Origin of the sequence: Pseudarthrobacter sp. L1SW (genome assembly GCF_020809045.1) — a bacterium.
In the GTDB taxonomy this organism is placed as follows: Bacteria; Actinomycetota; Actinomycetes; order Actinomycetales; family Micrococcaceae; genus Arthrobacter.
Genome location: NZ_CP078079.1, coordinates 3,610,654 through 3,629,967, shown reverse-complemented (window position 1 = coordinate 3,629,967; position 19,314 = coordinate 3,610,654). Strand labels below are relative to the sequence as shown.

Below are 19,314 nucleotides of genomic sequence, written 5' to 3'. Positions count from 1 at the left end.
AGAAACATCCTCTAACTGGGGTCTGACATTTTGAGGTGCGACGCTAAGCGGACCGCTGAAGCGCGGTCACCCACTCGCCCCGCCGCAGGACTCCAGCCAGGGTCAGCTCAGGGTCAACCACGACGACGTCGGCCGGCATGCCTTCGCGGAGGTCGCCTGCCTGCGCAGATAATCCCAGGACGGACGCAGGAACCGCCGTGGCCGCCGTCGTGGCTTCCTGAAGGGTGACGCCGGCGGCCACCGTGGACCGCACGACGTCGAGCAAGGTCGCCGTACCGCCGGCGATCGCATTGTTGCTGTCCACCCGGGCCACGCCGCCGTCAACCGTCACCGCAAGCGTGCCCAGCCGGTACTGGCCGTCTTCCAAGCCAGTCGCCGCCATGGAGTCCGTGACCAGCGCGATGTTTTCCGCCCCCACCAGGTCGAACACCATTTTGACCGTCTCGGGGGCCAGATGGACGCCGTCGGCAATCAGTTCCACCACGGCGTTTCCGGCGTGGGCCGCACTCAGGCTGGCGGACACCGGCCCGGGGGAGCGGTGGTGCAGGCTGGGCATGGCATTAAAAAGGTGCGTCACGGTCGGCCGGATCCGGCCGGTGGGATTGGTGGCCCCCGCAAGCCCCCCAGCTGCCCGCTCCAGGAACGCACAAGCGGCGGCGGTGTCTGCCCCCGTATGCCCCAGGGATGGGATGATTCCCCGCAACGCCAGCAGATCGACCAGTCCGGACGCGCCCGGCAGTTCGGCTGCCAGCGTCACGGAAGCCAGGGAAGGTCCAGCCGCCTCCAACAATTGGGCCATCAGCCCGGCGTCGGGTTCCAGCAGCAGCTCCGGATCATGGGCGCCGCACTGCCCGGGGGAGAGGAAAGGTCCTTCCAGGTGCGACCCGGCAAGCAGTCCTTCTTCTGCCAGGACCCGCAGCACTTCCAGGTTCCGGACAAGATCCGCGGGAGCCGCCGTGACCAGGCTCGCCAGCAACGTGGTGGTTCCGCGGCTGTGCAGGTAGCGGGCGGCAGCCCGGGCCCCTTCCACCGATCCCTCGGAAAAGTCCGAGCCATGGGCACCGTGGCAGTGCAGGTCCACCAAGCCCGGCAGGATGATGCGCTTGGGCACCTCGCCAATGGGCGCAAGTTCGCCGTGAAATTCCGACGCCGGCCCGGCGTAGGTGACCAGTCCGCCGTCGACCGCTACCAGGCCGTCCGTAATGTCCATTGTTGCGGAGACCACCCGGCCGCGGAGGATCAATTCCTTGCCCATGGCCCGGCCTCCAGTAGGGCTGCCGCCATTCCGGCAGCCAGTGACGGGTCCGCGGCACGTGCCCTGGTCCCTGCGGAAAGGTCCAGCCCCCGCGCCGACGTGTGGATGGCGTGGACCCCGCTGTGAACCAGCGCGGCCATCAATTCCAGCCGCACCCCGCCGCCCGCCATGATCTGTACCGACGGCGCATGACTGCGTCCCAGCTCCACCAAGCGTGCCAGCATGGGAAGTCCAGCGGCGCAGTCGGGGCTTCCGCCGCTGGTGAGGACGCGGTTCACGCCGGCGCGTTCCAAGCTGGCCAATGCGTGCGCAGGGCCCGTGCCCGCGGCGAGGGCAGCATCAAACGCCCGGTGGAACGTCACTTCCACAGCAGGATCACGACGGCGAGCTGCCCCACAAAGGTGCCGAAGCGCCGGAACGTCCGGGCCGCCGTCGTCCGCCAAAACTCCCACGACGACTCCCGCGGCACCAGCGTCCACCACCGCCTCTACGTCACGTTCGAGCACCTCAAGCTCCTCATCCGTGTAAATGAAGCTGCCGGGGCGCGGGCGGACCAGCACGTGGACAGGGACGCCCGCCCGGCACGCCTGCTCCACCATACCGATACTCGGTGTGATGCCGTCCGTTTCCGCGAGTGCGGCGCAGAGCTCAACCCGCGCGGCGCCAACAGCCGCTGCGAGCCGCACTCCCTCTGCATTTTCCACCGCGAGCTCAAGCTGCGGCATCCTCGCCCCGCCCAGGAAGCCTGCCACCGTCAGAGCCCCTGCCAGGCGGGCTTCCGCCCAAATGTGTCCTGGTAGTACTCCCGGTGCGCGAGCCTGGACGCCGCGGCCTCGTCCACCATGACGGTCACGTGCGGGTGCAGTTGGAGCGCGGACGCAGGGCACAGTGCCGCCACCGGACCTTCCACGGCAGCCGCGATGGCCTCCGCCTTGGCCTCACCCATGGCCAGCAGGAGCAGGTGCCGCGCCTCCCGGATGGTTCCAAGGCCCTGGGTCAGCACGTGGTCCGGAACGGCCACGGGATCCGCGAAGAAGCGGGCGTTGTCCCGGCGGGTCTGCTGCGTGAGCGTCTTGATCCTGGTCCGGGAAGCCAGCGAGGACATGGGCTCATTGAAGCCTACGTGGCCGTCCGTTCCGATTCCCAGAATCTGGATGTCGACCCCGCCCGATGCTGCAATGGCAGCCTCATATCGTGCAGCCTCGGCTTCGAGGTCCGCCGCCACCCCATCGAGTCCATGCACTGCACCCGCTGTGAAATCCACACTGTCCACGAATTCCTCCCGGATCACCGAGTGGTAGGACTGGGGATGCGTGCTGGGCAGTCCAACATACTCATCGAGGAGAAAGGCCTGGGTGCCGGCAAAGCTCAGCCCGCCGTTCCGGTGCCGCCCGATGAGTTCCCGGTACACGCCGAGGGGCGTTGAACCGGTGGCCAGGCCAAGGACCGTCGGGCTGCTGCGGACCTGCTGCTCGATGGAGTCTGCGGCCGCGCGGGCCACGTCGGTGGAGGTCGGGAGGATAACGATTTCCATACGAATGCTTTCGATTGCCGGTGCGGAGTTTGCTGGTGCGGGGATCGGCCGCGATTTACTTGGCGGCGTCAGTGTCCACGGTGATCTCGTCGTCCTCGCGGCCCGGGGTGCGCAGGTTCCAGCGCTTGATGACGAAGGAAAAGAGGAAGTAGTAGATCGCCGCGTAGCCCAGGCCGATGGGAATGAGGAGCCACCCGTTTTGCGCCTTGCCGAAGTTGAGGACGAAGTCGATCAGGCCTGCCGAGAAGGTGAAGCCGTGGTGGATGTCGAGCGCGTTCACCAAGGCCATGGACGTTCCGGTCAGGGCCGCATGCACGATGTACAGGGGGAAAGCGACGAACATGAAGGAGTACTCAAGCGGTTCGGTGATGCCGGTGAAGAATGCGGTCAGGGCTGTGGAGAGCATGATGCCGCCAACCACCTTCTTCTGGCTGGGTTTTGCATGGCGCCAGATGGCAAGGGCTGCTGCCGGCAGGCCGAACATCATGATAGGGAAGAAACCGGTCATGAAGATGCCTGCGCTGGGGTCGCCGGCGAAGAAGCGGTTCAGGTCGCCGCGGACCAGCTGGCCGGAGGCGTCGGTGTAGTCGCCAATGAGGAACCACACGGCGGAGTTGAGGATGTGGTGCAGGCCGGCCGGGATGAGCATGCGGTTGGCGAAACCATAGACGCCGCCACCGGCCACGGCGTTGCCGGCTACAGCTTCACCCACTGCCGAGAGCCCGGCGTTGAAGAGCGGGTAGAACAGGGCAAGGACGACGCCGGCTGCCAGGCTGGTGACGGACGTCAGGATGGGCACCAGGCGGCGGCCGCTGAAGAAGCCCAGGAAGTCCGGCAGCTTGGTGCGGTAGAACCGCTGCCAAAGCATGGCGGACAGCAGGCCCACCACAATGCCGGCCAGGACGCCGTAGTTGATCATGGCGGGCTTGCCGGCGGGGTCAACCTGGTCGGCCAGGACCAGGGGGGACATGGCCTTGAAGACGCCGTCAATCACCATGTATCCCACCACTGCTGCCAATGCGGTGGAACCGTCGGCCTTCTTGGCCCAGCCGATGGCGATGCCGACGGCGAAGATGAGCGGCAGCCAGGTGAAGACGGCGTTGCCCGCGGCGGAGATGACGGCTGCGCCGCCTTCGAAACCGGGGATCGCGCCCAACAGGTCTGCCTGCCCGATGCGAAGCAGGATGCCGGCGGCGGGGAGGACGGCGATGGGCAGCATCAGGCAGCGGCCCAGCCGCTGGAGGGTTGCGAAGGCCCTGTTCGGCTTCTTCTCTGGAGCCAGGGCGGTGGTCTCGGACGTTGACATGGTTACACCTCTGCGGGGATCGGGTGGGGCTTGTGAAGAAACGGTTCCAGCCGGTACTGTCTGGTTATGACCAGTTCAGTGTGATTCATCCCACGAGCGCATGTCAAGGTAGAACTTCTACAGGGCAGGCGCTGACAGTTCCGATGAACGGGAACATAATTGGTCGCACTTGGGCCGCCGGTCCTGGTGCTGAAGCAGTGCTCCCCGGGGCACCGTCAGAAAGGGCAGCCATGTCCAAAGCAGAAAAGATCATTGAGGGCCTTGGCGGAGCGGCCAACATCGTGGAGGTCGAGGCCTGCATAACCCGCCTGCGCACCGAGGTGAAGGACGGGTCTCTGGTCAACGAAGCCACTTTGAAGGCGGCCGGAGCCCACGGCGTCCTCGCAGCAGGCACCGCAGTCCAGGTCATTGTTGGCCCGGAAGCGGACAACCTGGCGGAAGACATCGAGGACCTGCTCTGATGCCGGAAACGCTTGTTGTCCACGCGCCCATCAGCGGCAGCGTTGTTCCTTTGTCGGACGTCCCCGATCCCGTCTTCGCAGGCCAGATGGTGGGTTCCGGCGCGGCCGTTGAGCCGCCGGCGGGGGAGGTGTTCGACGTCGTGTCCCCGGTCGCCGGAAAAGTCGTCAAGCTCCTGCCGCACGCCTTCGTGGTGGTGGAGTCAGCGGGGAGGGGAGTGCTCACCCATGTGGGCATCGATACCGTGAAGCTCAAGGGCGAAGGCTTCAAGCTGCTGATCGCCCAGGGCGACACCGTGGGCGCCGGTGAGCCCGTAATGCATGTGGACCCCGCCGCCGCCTTGGCCGCCGGTTACTCGATGGTGAGTCCCGTCGTCGTGCTTGATACCAAGCCGGACGCGGCAACGCTCATGGCAACCGGTGCCGTAACGGCCGGCGCCGGCCTGTTTTCGCTGGACTAAAACGCGGGCAGGGCGGTCCTAGAGCCGGACTTCCATGGTGAGCGAGTAGCGGTCCGAGCGGTACCAGGAGCGCGAGTGCTCGATGGCCAGGGGCCCTGAATAGGACACCCTGTCGAAGGCCAGCACCGGCGCACCTGTTCCCGTTCCGAGGAGCGCCCCGACGTCCGCCGGGGCGCCCTCGGAACGCACGCTCTGCCGTGCCCTGTCGATTTGGTGGCCGAACTGCGCTGCCAGCGCCTTGTATACGGAGCCGGTCAGGTCGATATCAAGCAGCCCCGCCGCATGCGCCGGGTTGTACCAGGCATCGTCAACGCTTACGGGACGGCCGTCTGCCAGCCGGAGGCGCTTGAGGTGGATCGCTTCTGACCCTGGGTCCAGGCTTAGCGCCTCCGCAGTGTCATCCGGGGCTGCGGAGGCCTCGGCCACGAGCACCACGGTGCTGGGAACATGTCCCATGGCTTCCATCTCCTGCGTGAAGGAGGCCAGGTGGAGGGTGGACTGCACGGGGGAGTCCGCCACGAAAGTGCCCTTTGCGGGAACCCGGACCAGGTGCCCTTCATTGACCAGTCGGCCGATGGCGGCGCGGACGGTAATCCGGCTGACGCCGTAGGAGTCCATAAGGGCCCGCTCGCTTGGCAGTCGGGCGCCGGGCTCCAGCTCGTCCTTGGCAAGCTTCAGGATGATCAGGCGCAATTGTTCATGCTTGGGGACCTGCGAGTTGTTGATGGTTGGTCCCGCCGACGGGGCGCTGCTCCCTGCTGCTGTGGCTGGCACGTCTGCCCCTCCGATCGGTGGAGCGGTCCGGTAAGGACCACTTCTTCGGATTATTCCATACAGCACCATTCGTGTCGGGCCCTTGGACTGGGCATCCGCCAGAAAAGTTACCGCGCCGATATTTCGCTCAGCGCTCCAAACCCCTTAGGCTAGAAACACTAAGCATGCTTCCTATTTTCAAAGGGGTTGTACCTGATGCGAAAAGTTCCTGCGCTTGGATTGATGACAGCAGCGATGATTGCGCTGGCCGGCTGTACGGGCGGCGGCGGTGGTGCTGCCAGCCCCTCCCCTTCGGCGACTTCGGCGTCTGCCTCCGCCACGGCTGAGGCGAAGGTCTACAGCGAGGATGAGCTCCGCGAGCTGATCTCCGGCATGAAGGACGACGACGGCAACGAGCTGAAGCTGTACTCCAAGGAACAGGTGGACCAGGGCGGAAACATCGCCAACCTGCTCCTGAGCACCGCAACCGTGGATCCTGCGGACTGCAAGGACATCGCCACGGCCGGGCTGCTGGATACCGTGGAGAGCGGAAGCGTCGCCGTCGCGCTTTCCGAGGGCGACCAGCCCCGCACCGTGTCCGCACAGTCGGGCAGCGAAGGGCCCGACGCCGTCGAGGTCCTGGACGGGATCAGCGGCAAGATGGACCAGTGCGCAAAGTTCTCCGTTTCGGCGCTGGGACAGAAGTACGAGGTCAACAGCGAGGAACTGAAGGCCGAGACTGCGGCCGAGAAGACCTTCGCCACGCTGAGCACCCGCAGCGGCGAGAACCAGGAGAAGCTGATGCAGGTTTCTGCTGCCCAGGGCCGGCTGCTGGTGGTGGCCACCAAGAGCGGCGCGAACCTCGGCGACCCGGACCAGAAGGAGCTTGAGGACCTCATCAACGAGGTGCTGAAGAAGGCCGACGGCGGCAGCGGGACTTCCAGCCCGACGTCCACCAGCACGTCCCGCTCAACGAGCACATCCTCACCGGACCGTTCGGCCTCACCTACGCCGACGGAGACCGAGTCCGCGACGTCCTCGGCTACACCTACTGCAACACGCTAGCGCTTAACGCCTCCTGGGGAGGGCAGGCGGACTGTGGGTCCGTCCGCCCTCCCCGGATGTGCCGCTCAGTCGTTCTGGAGCGCCGCCTGTGCCTCCGCGGTCTTCAGCTGGCGGACGACGACGGCCAGCCGCCGCGCGGGCTCGGGGCTGGGCGCCGAAGCGTCAACCTTCAGGAAGCTGCTGTATTCCGGCAGCTGGCGGTAGGCGCGGTCGAAGGCGACCAGGTCATCCAGCGTCTCCGCGTCCGTCCCGCGCGAGACGATGCGGTGGTGCGCCAGCCGCGGGTCCACCTCGAGGTGCACGACGGCGGCAGGGGCGGGCAGCGCGTCCAGCAGCCACGGGAGGAGGCGGCCGCGTCGCAGGCCTTTCGTTCCGCGGAGGGCCAGCTGGCAGTACAGGTGCCGGTCCATTACCACCAGGCCGTCAAAGCGGCTGGCCCGCAGATGGTTTACCAGCACGTTCCACACCCGGAATGTGGTCTCGATCGCGTCCGCCACGCGGTCGGGCAGGCGGATCCCCAGCTTTGCACCCAGGACTGACATGCTGCGCCTGCCCGCATGGTTGTTCAGCAGCAGCACCCGGCAGCCGTCGGCCTCAACGGCTGACACCAGGGCTCGGGCGGCCGTGGACTTTCCCGAACCGTCAATTCCGGTCAGGACAATGATCATCTGGCCTCCTCTCGCCATCGGGTTAACGCAGGGTACGCCCCGGAAGTCCCGGCTGACCCGCGATTCACAGATTTTTGAGTGCCAATTCACAGGTTCCGGCCGCCGGAAGGCCCCAGCCCGTAGGCTGGAGAACGGAACGGTACGGGTACACCCCGCCGGACACCGCAGTTCCCAAGCGAAAGGCAGAACCATGACTGCTAGCAATGACGAGCCGAAGAACACCGCAGACCTTCGCGGCCCGGGGGATCCGGACGAAGCCCTGGAATCCAACGAAGCCAAGCAAGCCCCGCAAAGCGGACAACACCCGGAACTGCCCGGGGCCGGGAACATCCGCGAGGAGCAGCAGGCGCATGCCGCAGGAACCGTGCCTGCATCCTACTCCGGCAGCGGCGAACCGCCCCGGGAGCACAAGCCTGAGGAAGCCCTGCAGGAGCCGGGAACCTGGGACGACGAGGTCTAAACCCACCAATGATTACCCGCGCCGACGTGGAACGCGCAGCTCGGACGACCGCCGGCCTCACCCGTGTCACGCCTGTCCTGGAAGGCGATCCGGAAGTCTTCCCCGGCCCGGTGTGGTTCAAATGCGAGTTCATGCAGCACACTGGAACGTTCAAGGCCCGTGGTGCCCTCAACAGGGTCCTCGCTGCCAAAGAACGCGGGGAGCTGAATCCGGATGTCGGCGTGGTGGTGGCCTCTGGCGGCAACGCCGGACTGGCCAACGCCTACGCAGCCGCGCAGCTGGGCGTCCCGGCCACCGTGTTTGTCCCCGCAGCCGCGCCTGCAGTGAAGGTACACAAGCTGAAAGCCATCGGCGCTGCTGTGGTGCGGGGCGGAGCAGAGTACGCGGAGGCGTACCAGGCGGCCATCAAGCATGCCCAGGAAACCGGGGCTGTGTATTGCCACGCCTATGACCAGCCCGAAATTGCCGCCGGCGCCGGAACAGCAGGGCTCGAACTGCTGGACCAGGTGGGCGGGCTGGACACCGTCCTGGTTGCCGTGGGCGGCGGCGGGCTGATGGCGGGAATCGCCGCGGCAGTGGAGGGCCGGGCCAAAGTGGTAGCGGTGGAGCCGGAGACGGCACCGACGCTGCAGGCAGCGCTGGCCGCCGGAGCACCGGTTGATGTCCAGGTATCGGGGGTAGCAGCGGACTCCCTCGGCGCCCGCCGCATCGGCGACATCGGCTTCTCCGTGGCGGTCCGCGCCGGCGTCGAAAGCGTCCTGGTGTCCGACGCCGACATCATCGACGCCCGCCAGAAGCTGTGGGATGACTACCGCATCATCGTGGAACACGGCGCCGCTGCCGCCTATGCCGCGCTGACGTGCGGCGCCTATGTCCCGGGCGTGGGCGAACGCGTGGCGGTCATCCTGTGCGGCGCCAATACGGATCCGGCCACCCTCACGTGACCAGATCCGCCCGGCAGGACCGCCGCCGGGGGCCGGGATCAGCCGGCTATCAGCTGCAGAACTGGCTGTACGTGGCGCCGGCTTTCTCGTAACCGGTCTGGAGCTCGCCAAGCTTGGCCTCGTCCGGCGTTTCCTTGGCCTGCTCATCCGTGTACGCGAGGATCGAGGCGAGGGCACCCTTGAGGTCGTCCGAGGCGACGGCATGGATGGGACGGATCTGGTTGGCCAGGCGGTTCATGCCCGTCTTGCCGGCGTTGTTGGCCGGGTTCGACACAACGGACTGGATCCGCTCGCAGGTTTCCGCGGTGGTGAGCTGGTTCGAGGCGGTGCAGGCCGTCGCGGAGACAACGAGTCCGGCGGCGATCAGGGCTGTGGCGAGTTTCTTCATCGGTCCCTCAGTAGTTGATTGAGGCTTCGATTGTAAGCAGAACAGGGGCCCCGATGTCTTGGCGGGCTCCCTGCGGGTGCCTAGACTGGCAACACCATCGTGCGGAGCTGCCGCAGATCGGCCCCGCGCATCAGCCCAAAACCAAGGAAGCATCATGCGCCGAACCGTACAACGCCGTGCCGCCGTCGGACTTCTTGCACTGATAGCCCTGATCGTTCCCAGCGCCCTGCCTGCAACTGCCGCACCGCCTTCCGGGGACGGCGTCATACTCCTGGAGGGCGCCACAGCCACCGAAGGCATCGCAGCCGGCCAGGGCACCACCTTCTACGCCGGCGACCGCCTCAACGGGGACATCTACCGCGGCGACATCCGCGATGACACCGCGGGACTGTTTATCGACGCGCCGGACGGCAGGGTGGCCATCGGCATGAAGGTGGACGTCACGCACAGCCTCCTGTTCGTTGCCGGCGGCGGAACCGGTGACGCCTACGTCTACAGCACGGAGACAGGAGAAACGGTCTCTGTGGTCGAGTTGACCGCCAAAGCGAACGCCTTCATCAACGACGTCACCTTGACCAAGGACGGCGCGTGGTTCACCAATTCCTTCGCCGCCGAGCTGTACTTCCTGCCGGTGGACAAGGACGGCCGGCTGGGCGAAGTGGAAACAGTGGCCTTGACGGGACCTGCAGCAGATACATGGACGGGTTTCGGCCCCAACGGCATAGCTGCAGTCAACGGGGGCAAGACCCTGATCCTGGCGCACTCGGCGTTCGGGGCGTTGTTCACCGTGGATCCTGGCGGTGTGGCATCCGATGGTGAAGATACTGACGGCGAGGACCCTGAGACGGCGGCTACAGCCCGGATCGAGGGCATTGACGTGCCCAACGTGGACGGCATCCTGGTTCAGGGCCGCCAGTTGTGGGCCGTCCAGAACCAGAAGAACCAGATCAGCAGGATCAAGCTCTCCAACGATCTCTCGTCCGGGGTTGTCAAAGACGTCATCACCAGCCCCGACTTCAACGTCCCCACCACGATTGCCAAGTTCGGCAGCACCCTCGCGGCGGTGAACGCCAAGTTCGGCCAGCCCGCCACCGAGTTCGAGGTGGTCCTCGTCCCGGCGCGGGGCTAGCCGGGCCGGGGACCGGCAGCCCGACAGCCTGCCCGGCGTTCCGTCAGACGGTCCGCGTTGCCTTGCCCAGGTTTTCCTTCAGCTCGGCGGCGTTCTGCCGGACCACGTACGCCGGGCGGTCCCGCTCCACGCGCCAACTGTCCTCCAGCAGGCCGATGTTCACGGTGTCGAAGCCGAACTCGTCATAAAGGCGGGTGACCAGTTCGGCGGCCTCCGGGTAGTCGCTGGCCGTTGCCAGGGCACGCCGGTCCTCGGCAGCGGCAGGCTTGCCGTCCGTGGTGATCTGGGACGCCATGATGTGGTTGAAGCCCTTGGCCACCTTCGAATCCCGCAGGTGTTCCTGGAACAGCCCGGACGTGGTGGCCTCGCCCTTGTCCAGGGCGGGGATGCGGCCGTCCCGTTCCCAGTAGTAGTTGTTGGCGTCGATCACGATCTTCCCGGCAAGCGGCGCAACCGGGACGTCCTTGTAGTGTTTCAACGGAACGGCGACGACGGCGAAATCGCCGGCCGCCGCTGCCTCCGCAGGCGTTGCGGCGCGGGCGTTCGGGCCAAGTTCCGCCACCAGGTCGGCCAGCGTTTCAGGGCCGCGGGAGTTGCTGATGACTACGTCATAGCCCAGCTCCACAGCCTTCCGGGCAACTTGGCTTCCAATATGTCCTGCACCGATGATTCCAATTGTTGTCATGTCCCCGGCAACAGCGGCCTCCGCATAGATATTTCAGGGCTGCTCCGGGAATAAATCCGCGCTCCGGCGCTCACTTTCCCAGGTAGCGTCCGGGGCGGTGGTTCAGGGCGAGGATGAAGTTCAGCAGGACTGCTCCGGCAGCGGAGAGCAGCACCATCAGGGGAGCCACCAGGGCCAGCGCCGCCAGGACGATCGCCACGTCCAGCACCATCTGGACGTACCCTGCGCGCCATTTCAGTTTCTCCTGCAGCAGCAGGGCAAGGATGTTGAAACCGCCCAGGCTGGACTGGTGCCGGAACAGGATCAGCAGGCCGACGCCGGCGAGCAGGTTCCCGCCCAGAACCCCGTACACCGGGTCGGTGTGCAGGGCGCCGAGTGCCCACGGGTGCAGGCCGGACATGGCCGAGACCAGGCCAATGGCGGCGCCTGTCCGGAGTGCAAAGTTCCAGCCTTTCTTCCAGACCGCCAGGGCAAGGAACGGCGCATTGACCGCCATGAAGATGACGCCGAATGGGACCGGAAGCGAGTAGCTGAGCAGCAGCGCAAGGCCCGCCGTTCCGCCCGTGACTGCCTCGCTGGATTTGAGCAGGAACAGCCCCAGGGAGGCGGCGAAGGCGCCGGTAAGGATCCCCAGGACATCTTCGACGGTGGAATGCCGGACGGCCGACGGCGGCGCGGGGCTTGGTGCCGCCGGCCTGGCTTCCGGCGTGGTTGGGGCGGTGGTGGTTGCGGGTGCCGCGGGCGTGCTCACTGGGCGGTGAACCGCGCACGGTCCGCGAGCACTGCGAGCACCCGGTTGTTCGTTTCCCTGTCCGCCAAGGTGACCCGCACGCCGTCGCCCGCGTACCCGCGTGCCAGGATGTCGGCGTCGGAAAGCGCTGCGAGGATCTGCTCCCGCAGCCCGTCCGATGCCCGCAGCCAGTAGAAATTGGCCTGGCTGTCCGGGACGTTCCAGCCGGACTGGCGCAGGGCAGACACGACCCGGGTGCGCTCCCCGGCAACCGTATCGGTCCGCTCCCGGATCTCGCCCTGCGCGGCCAGTGACGCCACTGCGGCGGCCTGCGCCATGCGGTTGACGCCGAAGGGAATGGCGGTGCGACGCAGCCCCTCAGCCAAGGCCGGGCGGGCGATGGCGTAACCGATCCGCAGCCCGGCCAGCCCGTAGGCCTTCGAGAAGGTCCGCAGGATGCAGAGGTTCGGATACCGGCCGTAGAGCTCCAGGGAATCCACACCCGGGCCCCTTTGGAATTCGACGTACGCCTCGTCCAGCACCACCAGGACCTGCGGCGGCACGGCTGCGAGGAATTCCTCCAGCGCCTCCGCGGTGATGGATACGCCGGTGGGGTTGTTGGGGGAGCAGAGGATTACCAGCCGGGTCCGCCCGGTGACGGCAGCCGCCATCGCGGGAAGATCGTGGTGCTCGTCATCGCGGAGTGGGACGGGGACAGGCACGGCGCCGGCCACCGTCACCAGGATGGGGTAGGCCTCGAAGGAACGCCACGCGAAAACCACCTCGTCGCCGTGGCCGCAGACCGCGGAAATGATCTGTTGCAGCACGCCCGAGCTTCCCGGCCCTGCAGCGACTTCGTCCGGGGATACCGAGAGGTGGCGGGCGATCGCCTCCCGGGCATCCACAGCTCCCATGCTGGGGTACCGGTGGATCCTGCCGGCCTCCGCCGAGATCACATCGACCACCGAGGGCAGGGGAGCGAAGTGGCTCTCGTTCGAGGCGAGGGCGGCAGTCAGGGCCGTTTCCGCGCTCCTCCCGGCAATGTAGGCGGGGAGGCTTGCGATGGCGGCACGCACCTCGGGTGCCGGTGCCTGGGGAAGGATGATGGTCATGAAGGCATCGTGGGGCAGGGCGGAGCATCTGCGCAACACACACGGTTTATACAGGACAGATCCGGGCTCTGGATGCCCGCAGGGTGGCAAAATGCTCACTATGCACCTCATCGATGCGCTGGACGCCGAAATCCTCATGGCCATGGACGCGGACCCGCAGGCGACGGTCCTGTCCCTGTCGCGGACGCTGGGCGTGGCCCGCAACACCGTGCACGCCCGGCTCCGGCGCCTGGTCAACGACGGCAGCCTGGGCCCGTTCAGCCAGCGCGTCCGCACCGGCGCCCTCGGGCTGCCGCTGATCGCCTTCATCTCCATCTCCATCAGCCAGTCCGCCAGCGACGAGGCCATGGCCGCGCTGCGCACCATCCCGGAAATCATCGAGATGCACGCGACAACCGGCGATGCCGACCTGCTCGCCAAGGTGGCCGCGAAGGACCCGGCGGACCTGCACAGGGTCACCAACAGGATGTTGGCGATTGCCGGCGTCGTACGCACCAGCACGGCCATGTCCCTGGTGGAAGTCATGCCGGCGAGGACCCTGCCGCTGCTGCAGGCGGCGGCGGGACGGGCGTAGGAGAGGGCCCGGCCCGCTGGATCCACGGCCTGGTCAGTACTTAACGGCAAAAGCGCCGCCCGCCCCGGAAGGAGGTGGGCGGCGCTTTTGCTGCCAGGCGGTCCCGCACCGCGGCCGGAAAACGTGCGACGACGGGACGGACCCTAGGCGGTTCGCTTACCGTCAGTGCTGGCCAAGGTTGCCGCCAACAGGCGGCAGGCCGCCGTCGGGCCGGCGGTCATCCTCGCGCCGTTCGCCGGCGCTCAGGTTCTCACCTTCCACCGTCTCGTCCGACTCCCCGGTGGTGTCCACCAGTCCGTTGGTCTGGTCGAAGGCGTGGCCGATCCTGTCATCGCCCAAATCGGCGACCGAACCGGTGGAGCCGGCTGCCGCCGTCGTGCCTGTAGTTGTGCCTGGAGCCGTGCCGGCGTAGGTGCCGCTGGTCACGGACTCATCAGTGGTGGTGTCCGTCGGAATCGGAGTCACGGTCACGGGCTCCCCGGATTCCACTGGAGTGACCGTTACGTCCGCGCCCTCCGCCGTGTCCTTCTTGGAGCCGGCCATTGCGGCTGCCGCGCCTGCTGCCGCTGCTACTCCAACACCGGCGGCCACCTTGCCGGACACGCCGGCCTTGCCGGAATCGCCCCGCGAGCCCGCGGCGTCTTCCACGCCCGGGGTGCCTACAGGCGCGCCCGAGCTGACGCTGCCGCGCCAAGCTCCGCTGGCGTAACCCTCGTCCTCGATGAATTCCTTGAACCGCTTGAGGTCTGCCTCAGCCTGGCGGTCCACCACGTTGAGCTTGTCGCCGACCTTCTCGATGATTCCTTCGGGCTCGTATTCGAGCGTCAGCTGCAGGGAGGTCTGGCCGCCGCCGACGTCTTCGAACTCCACCGCACCGGCGTTCGTGGCACCCTCCGTAGCTGCCCAGGCGATCTTGCGGTCCGGGACCTGCTCCAGGATCTTGGCTTCCCACTGGCGGCGGACGCCGCCGATCTCGGCTACCCATTCGAGCCGGTCGTCACTGAGCTGGGTCACGCTCTTGACGCCGCCCATGAAGTGCGGGAACTCCTCGAACTGGGTCCACTGGTTGTAAGCGGTGCTTACCGGTACGTTCACCAGAATGCGTTTTTCCACCTTCGTGCTCATAACGTCTCCTTCGCTGTGTTACCGGAAGCTGACGAGTCGGTAAAAATCATCAGCATGCTTACCAACATACCTTTTGGGCGGTCCGGTTTCCAGAGCACCTCCCCAAACTGGGTAGCGCCAAGTGTCGTTTTGAGGCTCCAAAACGACACTTGGCGCTACCTAGTTGGGAAAGGGGAGGGTCAGTGCTGGCCCAGGCTGCCGTCGACCGGCGGGAGGTTGCCTCCCCTGCGGCGCGCCCGGCGTTCAGCGGAACTGTAGCTTTCGCCCTCGGCCGTCTCGTCCGACTCGCCCTCCAAATCCACCAGGCCGCCGGTCTGGTCGAACGGGTGGGCGAAGCGGTTGTAGGGCTGCGGCTCGGCCGGGGCAGCGGCTTCGGCCGGGGCGGGAGATTCGGCTGGGGCGCCGGTCCCGGCCTCGGCGGTGCGGCGGCTCTGGTGTTCGATGAATTCCTTGAACTTTTTCAGGTCGTGTTCCGCCTGGCGGCCCACCACATGGAGCAGGTTGCCCACCCTTTCCACCACCCCTGCCGGCTGGTATTCCAGGGTCAGGGCAAGCTCCGTCCGGTTATTGCCGGCGTCCCTGAAATCGACCGCGCCGGAGTTGGTGACGCCTTCGATCGCGGCCCAAGCCACTCGCCGGCCGGGAAGTTGCTCAAGGATTTTTGCTTCCCAATGCCGCCGTACGCCGCCAATGTGGGCCACCCATTTGAGCCGGTCATTTCCGAGCCGGGTCACGCTCTCCACGCCTCCCATAAAGCGTGGAAACTCCTCGAACTGGGTCCACTGGTTATAGGCGGTGCTGACCGGTACATCGACCACAATCCGTTTCTCCACTTTCGTGCTCATCATGTCTCCTTTGACTGAACCGAAACCGATGAGAAAACTGGTCATCAGGTAGTTCTAAGTCTGCTCCGCCTGCGCGCTCCTCACCACCCCTCCAGACCCCCCCAACTAGGTAGCGCTAAGTGTCGTTTTGGAGCTTCAAAACGACACTTGGCGCTACCTAGTTGGGATGGCCGGGCTGGGCGGCGGCTTCGTCGGTGTCCGGTCCCTCGGCCGGATCCTGAGCGTGGACCCGGATCTCCGTGGCGTCCGCGTCCGGATCGCCCTCGGCGGGGGCCTCCGAGTGGATCCGCTCATCCTGCAATGGGTTCTCGCTCATGGCTGCTCCTGACCGCGCCGGGGACTTCGCTACAGATCATTCAGCGCTTCCCCGCGCAGGGTGTCAAGGAGTTGCGGTCCGGCTCTGGCAGGGCCCGGACTTCTGTGTTGGACTGATGGGGCAGTGGGCATCAACCGCCGCCCGGCCGCGGGCGGCATCTTTTCCAAACAGAACATGGACGGCCGGCGCTGACCGGCCATTGGAAGGAACACTCATGGCACCGTTCAAGATCGGATACTTCGTGGGGAGCCTCGCAACCGGCTCCATCAACCGGGTCCTCTCCCAGGCACTGATCAAACTGGCTCCGGAGGACTTGGAGTTCACAGAGATTCCCATCAAGGACCTACCCCTGTACAGCTACGACTACGACGCCGACTTTCCGCCCGCCGGCCGCGCCCTCAAGGAGGCCATCGAAGCCTCCGACGGAATCCTTTTTGTGTCTCCCGAATACAACCGTTCCATTCCCGGCGCCCTCAAGAACGCCATCGACTGGGGCTCCCGGCCCTGGGGGAGCAACTCGTTCGCCCGCAAGCCCACCGGCATTATTGGGGCGTCCGTGGGCAGCATCGGCACCGCGGTGATGCAGTCCTCGTTCCGCAGCGTCCTCAGCTTCCTGGATGCCCCGCAGTTGAACGCCCCGGAAGCCTACATCCACTACAACGCTGCCGTGTTCGGTGAGGGCGGCGAAGTCAAGGACGAGGGCACCTCCAAGTTCCTGCGCCACTACATGGAGGAGTACAGCGCGTTCGTTGCACGCGTCCTGGCCGCGAACGCCCCCGGCCACATCGGCGACCTTGAGCTGGATGAGGAGAAGCTCACCAGGTAGGCGGGCCGCGGTCCCGCGCTGCCGGGCGCCAAATGCCTGCCCGCGCCAATACCCGCGCTAATGACTGTCAATGATTACGGATGCCCGCTGTCCCAGTACGGCGGGCATCCGAGTCTTTAATCGAGCGGCAGCGTCACCGTGACGCTGGTCCCGTGCCCCGGGCTGGAGCTGATGTCCACCGAGCCGCCGGCTTCCTGCACGGCCACAGCCATGAGCCGCAGCCCGTAGCCGTGGTGCCGCCCGCAGGTGGCGAGCTCGCTGTCAAAGCCCGTGCCGTCGTCGGACACCACCAGGCGGATGCCGTGGTCCACGGCGGCCAGCTGGACGGTGAGGCGGGAGGCTCTGGAGTATTTGTAGGCGTTGCTCAGGGCCTCGCGGGCCGACTGGTAAAGGAGGGACGCGCAGTCCGCCGGAATCTCGATGCCCCAGTGCGGAGTATCCCAGCGGACCGCGGTCCCGTGCTGGCGGAGGGGCCGGGTCAGCCGGTCGATGCAGCCGGCAAGCCCCAAGGTGTGGAAGTCCACCGGATGCTGATCCGTGAGCACGCCTCCCACTGCGATGACGTCTTCGTCAACTGCTGTCTGGTCCCTCATGGCTTCCTGCTCCCCGCAAGCTGTTTGATGCTATGGCTCCAGCGTGGACCTGAAACGTCAACAGCCAGCAAGGTTTACCTCAAGATCACATCAATTCTTGGCGCGGCCGGCGGGTCCACTACTCTGGCTGTCTTAGCGCTTACCGGCTTCCGGACCCGGAGCCGGCTTTCCTAGGGTCGGATGGCTCCCGCCGGGGGAGCGGGAAGTGGTGCACATGCCGCTGTGGTTGCAGGCTTTGTTGTGGGGCACAGCCGCGGGCGGGGCGCTGGTCCTGGGGGCGGCTCTGTCCTGGCGCTGGAACCTGCCGGCCAAGCTGGTCTCCTCCATCATGTCCTTCGGGGCAGGCGTGCTCATCTCGGCACTGGCCTTCGAACTGGTGGATGAAGCGGACCAGGGCGGCGGGCTGTGGCCCACCGTGGCCGGCTTCCTGGCGGGCGCCGTGGTGTATGTCGGGGCCAACATGATGCTGTCCCGGGCCGGGGCAAAGCACCGGAAGCGTTCCGGGAACCAGCAGCCGTCCGAGGCGGAAAATCCCGGCAGCGGCACCGCCATTGCCGTGGGTGCCCTCCTGGACGGCGTCCCGGAATCCGTGGTCCTGGGCGTGGGAATGCTGGCAGGCGGAGCCGTCAGCCCGGCCATGATGGCCGCCGTGTTCATCTCCAACGTCCCCGAGGGCCTCTCCGGAAGCGCCGGCATGAAGAAGGCCGGCCGGAGTGCCCGCTACGTCTTCGGCCTGTGGGGCGGGATCGCCGTGCTGTGCGGGGTTGCCTCGCTCATTGGCTACGCCGCGCTGGAAAACGCTCCCGGATCAGTGGTGGCGTTCATTACCGCGGTGGCCGCGGGCGGCATCCTGGCCATGCTGGCGGACACCATGATCCCCGAGGCCTTCGAGGAGCACCACAACCTCACCGGCCTGACGGCTTCCCTGGGGTTCCTCGCCGCCTTCACCGTGCACCACCTCGGCAAATAGGACGACGGCGGGACGCGGCTGCCGTGGCGCGCCGGCAGTCGCCGTGGCCGCGAGGCGCGGCGCCCACTGGTTCGGGGCGGGAGCCCAGGCCCCCGTAAACTCGATGTCAATATGGCGCGCCCACCGCGGGGCGCGCCGGGCCCGTTCCCCACCGTCGCTGAACGAAAGGCATCCCATGACGTTCCACCGCCATGACACCTGGCTCAACCTCTCCGGCGCCGCCGTGGAAGTGCGAAAAGCATCGTGACCGCCATCGACCTCCGCCCGGTCTACTTCCTCTCGGACAGTACCGGCATCACGGCTGAAACGCTCGGCAATACCCTGCTCACGCAGTTCCCCGTGAACAATTTCGACCGCATCACCATCCCATTCATCACCACGCCGGGGCAGGCACGTTCCGTCGTCGAGACTGTTGACGGCGTCGCTGCCACCGGCCTGCAGCCGATTGTCTTTTCCACCGCGGTCAACAGTGAAATACGGCAGATCCTTGGCACATGCCAGGGAATCGTCGTGGACCTCATCGGGACCCATATTGGCGTCCTGGAGAAGGGCCTCGGCACAGCGGCCAGCGGGGAACCGGGCAGGGCGCACGGGCTGGGGAACGCTGCCCGGTACCAGTCCAGGATGGCCGCGGTGGAATACGCCATGGAACACGATGACGGCCAGAGCCTGCGCGCACTGGAGAAGGCGCAGGTCATCCTGGTGGCCCCGTCCCGGTGCGGCAAGACCCCCACCACCATGTACCTGGCACTGCAGCACGGGATCTTCGCCGCCAACTTTCCCCTGGTGGACGAGGACTTTGAACGGGAGGGACTGCCGAAGCCGCTCAGGCCCTTTGTGTCGAAGTGTTTCGGGCTGACCACCAATCCGCTGAGGCTCAGCCAGGTACGCACCGAACGGCGGCGCGGCTCCCCCTACGCTTCCCTGCGCCAATGCGGCTTCGAGCTGCGCAGCGCAGAGCGTTTATACGAGTCCTACGGGATTCCGTTCCTGAACTCGGCCAGTGTGTCCATCGAGGAAATGGCGGCGACCATCCTTCAGAAGATGAACCTCAAGCATTAGGGAAAAGTTTCACAATCCGGGTGTGGCGTACGTCATGTGGCACGACCTTTGGAGA

General features: G+C 66.4%; 24 protein-coding genes. 10 read left to right on the top strand and 14 right to left on the bottom strand.

Features of this window, described 5'->3' with window-relative positions:
• Positions 1-43 precede the first annotated feature (43 nt).
• The 4 genes from KTR40_RS16845 to KTR40_RS16830 are packed head-to-tail and all read right to left on the bottom strand — an operon-like array spanning position 44 to position 4,095.
• Positions 44-1,255: an N-acetylglucosamine-6-phosphate deacetylase gene (locus tag KTR40_RS16845; protein ID WP_228404464.1), complete on the bottom strand. Its 1,212-nt coding sequence runs from the start codon at positions 1,253-1,255 to the stop codon at positions 44-46.
• Positions 1,240-2,007: a copper homeostasis protein CutC gene (locus KTR40_RS16840; protein ID WP_228404463.1), complete on the bottom strand. Its 768-nt coding sequence runs from the start codon at positions 2,005-2,007 to the stop codon at positions 1,240-1,242. Before KTR40_RS16840 ends, KTR40_RS16845 begins: the two co-directional genes overlap by 16 nt.
• A gap of 2 nt (positions 2,008-2,009) precedes the next feature.
• Entirely contained in the window at positions 2,010-2,789 is a 780-nt protein-coding gene (nagB, locus tag KTR40_RS16835) for a glucosamine-6-phosphate deaminase (protein WP_228404462.1), read from the bottom strand.
• 55 nt (positions 2,790-2,844) lie between these two features.
• Positions 2,845-4,095: a PTS transporter subunit EIIC gene (locus tag KTR40_RS16830; protein WP_228404461.1), complete on the bottom strand. Its 1,251-nt coding sequence runs from the start codon at positions 4,093-4,095 to the stop codon at positions 2,845-2,847.
• 230 nt (positions 4,096-4,325) lie between these two features.
• Between KTR40_RS16830 and KTR40_RS16825 the strand changes: the two genes are divergently transcribed.
• Together KTR40_RS16825 and KTR40_RS16820 are read left to right on the top strand one after the other, a co-directional pair.
• On the top strand, positions 4,326-4,556 hold the full coding sequence (locus KTR40_RS16825; RefSeq protein WP_079595209.1) for a glucose PTS transporter subunit EIIB: 231 nt from the start codon (positions 4,326-4,328) through the stop codon (positions 4,554-4,556).
• The gene (locus KTR40_RS16820; RefSeq protein WP_228404460.1) at positions 4,556-5,014 is read left to right on the top strand and encodes a glucose PTS transporter subunit IIA; all 459 of its coding nucleotides are present in this window, start codon (positions 4,556-4,558) and stop codon (positions 5,012-5,014) included. Before KTR40_RS16825 ends, KTR40_RS16820 begins: the two co-directional genes overlap by 1 nt.
• A gap of 18 nt (positions 5,015-5,032) precedes the next feature.
• Here KTR40_RS16820 and KTR40_RS16815 read toward each other — a convergent pair whose 3' ends face one another.
• The gene (locus KTR40_RS16815; protein WP_228404459.1) at positions 5,033-5,788 is read right to left on the bottom strand and encodes a GntR family transcriptional regulator; all 756 of its coding nucleotides are present in this window, start codon (positions 5,786-5,788) and stop codon (positions 5,033-5,035) included.
• A gap of 222 nt (positions 5,789-6,010) precedes the next feature.
• Here KTR40_RS16815 and KTR40_RS16810 point away from each other — a divergent pair, with 222 nt between their 5' ends.
• Positions 6,011-6,832, top strand: coding sequence for a hypothetical protein (locus KTR40_RS16810; protein WP_228404458.1), 822 nt, complete (start codon positions 6,011-6,013; stop codon positions 6,830-6,832).
• A gap of 65 nt (positions 6,833-6,897) precedes the next feature.
• Here the strand turns inward: KTR40_RS16810 and KTR40_RS16805 are convergent, their stop codons facing one another.
• Complete coding sequence (locus tag KTR40_RS16805) at positions 6,898-7,500, bottom strand: AAA family ATPase (RefSeq protein ID WP_228404457.1); 603 nt, start codon at positions 7,498-7,500, stop codon at positions 6,898-6,900.
• A gap of 190 nt (positions 7,501-7,690) precedes the next feature.
• Here KTR40_RS16805 and KTR40_RS16800 point away from each other — a divergent pair, with 190 nt between their 5' ends.
• Both KTR40_RS16800 and KTR40_RS16795 read left to right on the top strand, forming a co-directional pair.
• Positions 7,691-7,960, top strand: a complete 270-nt coding sequence (locus KTR40_RS16800) for a hypothetical protein (protein WP_139030634.1) — start codon at positions 7,691-7,693, stop codon at positions 7,958-7,960.
• 8 nt (positions 7,961-7,968) lie between these two features.
• Positions 7,969-8,904, top strand: a complete 936-nt coding sequence (locus KTR40_RS16795; RefSeq protein WP_228404456.1) for a threonine/serine dehydratase — start codon at positions 7,969-7,971, stop codon at positions 8,902-8,904.
• Between the two features lie 49 nt (positions 8,905-8,953).
• On the opposite strand, the gene KTR40_RS16790 is transcribed toward KTR40_RS16795, so the two are convergent.
• Positions 8,954-9,292 (bottom strand): hypothetical protein, encoded by a 339-nt coding sequence (locus KTR40_RS16790; RefSeq protein WP_139030632.1) that lies wholly within the window; start codon positions 9,290-9,292, stop codon positions 8,954-8,956.
• 154 nt (positions 9,293-9,446) lie between these two features.
• Between KTR40_RS16790 and KTR40_RS16785 the strand changes: the two genes are divergently transcribed.
• Positions 9,447-10,421 carry a hypothetical protein gene (locus KTR40_RS16785; protein WP_228404455.1) on the top strand — a complete coding sequence of 325 codons (975 nt, stop codon included), beginning with the start codon at positions 9,447-9,449 and terminating at the stop codon, positions 10,419-10,421.
• 43 nt (positions 10,422-10,464) lie between these two features.
• Here KTR40_RS16785 and KTR40_RS16780 read toward each other — a convergent pair whose 3' ends face one another.
• The 3 genes from KTR40_RS16780 to KTR40_RS16770 form a co-directional block, all read right to left on the bottom strand.
• On the bottom strand, positions 10,465-11,106 hold the full coding sequence (locus KTR40_RS16780; RefSeq protein WP_228404454.1) for an NADPH-dependent F420 reductase: 642 nt from the start codon (positions 11,104-11,106) through the stop codon (positions 10,465-10,467).
• Positions 11,107-11,176: 70 nt separating this feature from the next.
• Entirely contained in the window at positions 11,177-11,857 is a 681-nt protein-coding gene (locus KTR40_RS16775) for a YitT family protein (RefSeq protein WP_228404453.1), read from the bottom strand.
• On the bottom strand, positions 11,854-12,948 hold the full coding sequence (locus KTR40_RS16770) for a histidinol-phosphate transaminase (RefSeq protein WP_228404452.1): 1,095 nt from the start codon (positions 12,946-12,948) through the stop codon (positions 11,854-11,856). The genes KTR40_RS16775 and KTR40_RS16770 overlap by 4 nt, the downstream gene beginning before the upstream one ends.
• Positions 12,949-13,039: 91 nt before the next feature.
• On the opposite strand from KTR40_RS16770, the gene KTR40_RS16765 reads away from it, so the two are divergent.
• Positions 13,040-13,522, top strand: a complete 483-nt coding sequence (locus KTR40_RS16765) for an Lrp/AsnC family transcriptional regulator (protein WP_228404451.1) — start codon at positions 13,040-13,042, stop codon at positions 13,520-13,522.
• Between the two features lie 162 nt (positions 13,523-13,684).
• On the opposite strand, the gene KTR40_RS16760 is transcribed toward KTR40_RS16765, so the two are convergent.
• The 3 genes from KTR40_RS16760 to KTR40_RS16750 form a co-directional block, all read right to left on the bottom strand.
• The gene (locus KTR40_RS16760) at positions 13,685-14,647 is read right to left on the bottom strand and encodes an SRPBCC family protein (protein ID WP_228404450.1); all 963 of its coding nucleotides are present in this window, start codon (positions 14,645-14,647) and stop codon (positions 13,685-13,687) included.
• Positions 14,648-14,826: 179 nt separating this feature from the next.
• The gene (locus KTR40_RS16755; RefSeq protein ID WP_228406181.1) at positions 14,827-15,492 is read right to left on the bottom strand and encodes an SRPBCC family protein; all 666 of its coding nucleotides are present in this window, start codon (positions 15,490-15,492) and stop codon (positions 14,827-14,829) included.
• Between the two features lie 157 nt (positions 15,493-15,649).
• A complete protein-coding gene (locus KTR40_RS16750; RefSeq protein WP_171059123.1) occupies positions 15,650-15,808 on the bottom strand; it encodes a hypothetical protein in 159 nt (52 codons plus the stop codon).
• A 214-nt stretch (positions 15,809-16,022) separates the two neighbouring features.
• On the opposite strand from KTR40_RS16750, the gene KTR40_RS16745 reads away from it, so the two are divergent.
• Entirely contained in the window at positions 16,023-16,634 is a 612-nt protein-coding gene (locus KTR40_RS16745) for an NADPH-dependent FMN reductase (RefSeq protein ID WP_228404449.1), read from the top strand.
• 116 nt (positions 16,635-16,750) lie between these two features.
• Here KTR40_RS16745 and KTR40_RS16740 read toward each other — a convergent pair whose 3' ends face one another.
• Positions 16,751-17,227 carry a sensor histidine kinase gene (locus KTR40_RS16740; protein ID WP_228404448.1) on the bottom strand — a complete coding sequence of 159 codons (477 nt, stop codon included), beginning with the start codon at positions 17,225-17,227 and terminating at the stop codon, positions 16,751-16,753.
• Positions 17,228-17,441: 214 nt separating this feature from the next.
• Between KTR40_RS16740 and KTR40_RS16735 the strand changes: the two genes are divergently transcribed.
• Entirely contained in the window at positions 17,442-18,197 is a 756-nt protein-coding gene (locus KTR40_RS16735) for a ZIP family metal transporter (RefSeq protein ID WP_228404447.1), read from the top strand.
• Positions 18,198-18,440: 243 nt separating this feature from the next.
• Positions 18,441-19,259, top strand: coding sequence for a pyruvate, water dikinase regulatory protein (locus KTR40_RS16730; protein ID WP_228404446.1), 819 nt, complete (start codon positions 18,441-18,443; stop codon positions 19,257-19,259).
• Positions 19,260-19,314 lie beyond the last annotated feature (55 nt).

What these genes read in the sequence shown, in the direction of transcription:
- KTR40_RS16750 (WP_171059123.1), bottom strand. Translation starts at nt 15,808, where the DNA reads ATGAGCGAGAACCCATTGCAGGATGAGCGGATCCACTCGGAGGCCCCC.
- KTR40_RS16760 (WP_228404450.1), bottom strand. Translation starts at nt 14,647, where the DNA reads ATGAGCACGAAGGTGGAAAAACGCATTCTGGTGAACGTACCGGTAAGC.
- KTR40_RS16800 (WP_139030634.1), top strand. Translation starts at nt 7,691, where the DNA reads ATGACTGCTAGCAATGACGAGCCGAAGAACACCGCAGACCTTCGCGGC.
- KTR40_RS16780 (WP_228404454.1), bottom strand. Translation starts at nt 11,106, where the DNA reads ATGACAACAATTGGAATCATCGGTGCAGGACATATTGGAAGCCAAGTT.
- KTR40_RS16830 (WP_228404461.1), bottom strand. Translation starts at nt 4,095, where the DNA reads ATGTCAACGTCCGAGACCACCGCCCTGGCTCCAGAGAAGAAGCCGAAC.
- KTR40_RS16745 (WP_228404449.1), top strand. Translation starts at nt 16,023, where the DNA reads ATGGCACCGTTCAAGATCGGATACTTCGTGGGGAGCCTCGCAACCGGC.
- KTR40_RS16770 (WP_228404452.1), bottom strand. Translation starts at nt 12,948, where the DNA reads ATGACCATCATCCTTCCCCAGGCACCGGCACCCGAGGTGCGTGCCGCC.
- KTR40_RS16785 (WP_228404455.1), top strand. Translation starts at nt 9,447, where the DNA reads ATGCGCCGAACCGTACAACGCCGTGCCGCCGTCGGACTTCTTGCACTG.
- KTR40_RS16825 (WP_079595209.1), top strand. Translation starts at nt 4,326, where the DNA reads ATGTCCAAAGCAGAAAAGATCATTGAGGGCCTTGGCGGAGCGGCCAAC.
- nagB (WP_228404462.1), bottom strand. Translation starts at nt 2,789, where the DNA reads ATGGAAATCGTTATCCTCCCGACCTCCACCGACGTGGCCCGCGCGGCC.
- KTR40_RS16740 (WP_228404448.1), bottom strand. Translation starts at nt 17,227, where the DNA reads ATGAGGGACCAGACAGCAGTTGACGAAGACGTCATCGCAGTGGGAGGC.
- KTR40_RS16810 (WP_228404458.1), top strand. Translation starts at nt 6,011, where the DNA reads ATGACAGCAGCGATGATTGCGCTGGCCGGCTGTACGGGCGGCGGCGGT.
- KTR40_RS16805 (WP_228404457.1), bottom strand. Translation starts at nt 7,500, where the DNA reads ATGATCATTGTCCTGACCGGAATTGACGGTTCGGGAAAGTCCACGGCC.
- KTR40_RS16820 (WP_228404460.1), top strand. Translation starts at nt 4,556, where the DNA reads ATGCCGGAAACGCTTGTTGTCCACGCGCCCATCAGCGGCAGCGTTGTT.
- KTR40_RS16845 (WP_228404464.1), bottom strand. Translation starts at nt 1,255, where the DNA reads ATGGGCAAGGAATTGATCCTCCGCGGCCGGGTGGTCTCCGCAACAATG.
- KTR40_RS16790 (WP_139030632.1), bottom strand. Translation starts at nt 9,292, where the DNA reads ATGAAGAAACTCGCCACAGCCCTGATCGCCGCCGGACTCGTTGTCTCC.
- KTR40_RS16735 (WP_228404447.1), top strand. Translation starts at nt 17,442, where the DNA reads ATGCCGCTGTGGTTGCAGGCTTTGTTGTGGGGCACAGCCGCGGGCGGG.
- KTR40_RS16765 (WP_228404451.1), top strand. Translation starts at nt 13,040, where the DNA reads ATGCTCACTATGCACCTCATCGATGCGCTGGACGCCGAAATCCTCATG.
- KTR40_RS16755 (WP_228406181.1), bottom strand. Translation starts at nt 15,492, where the DNA reads ATGAGCACGAAAGTGGAGAAACGGATTGTGGTCGATGTACCGGTCAGC.
- KTR40_RS16795 (WP_228404456.1), top strand. Translation starts at nt 7,969, where the DNA reads ATGATTACCCGCGCCGACGTGGAACGCGCAGCTCGGACGACCGCCGGC.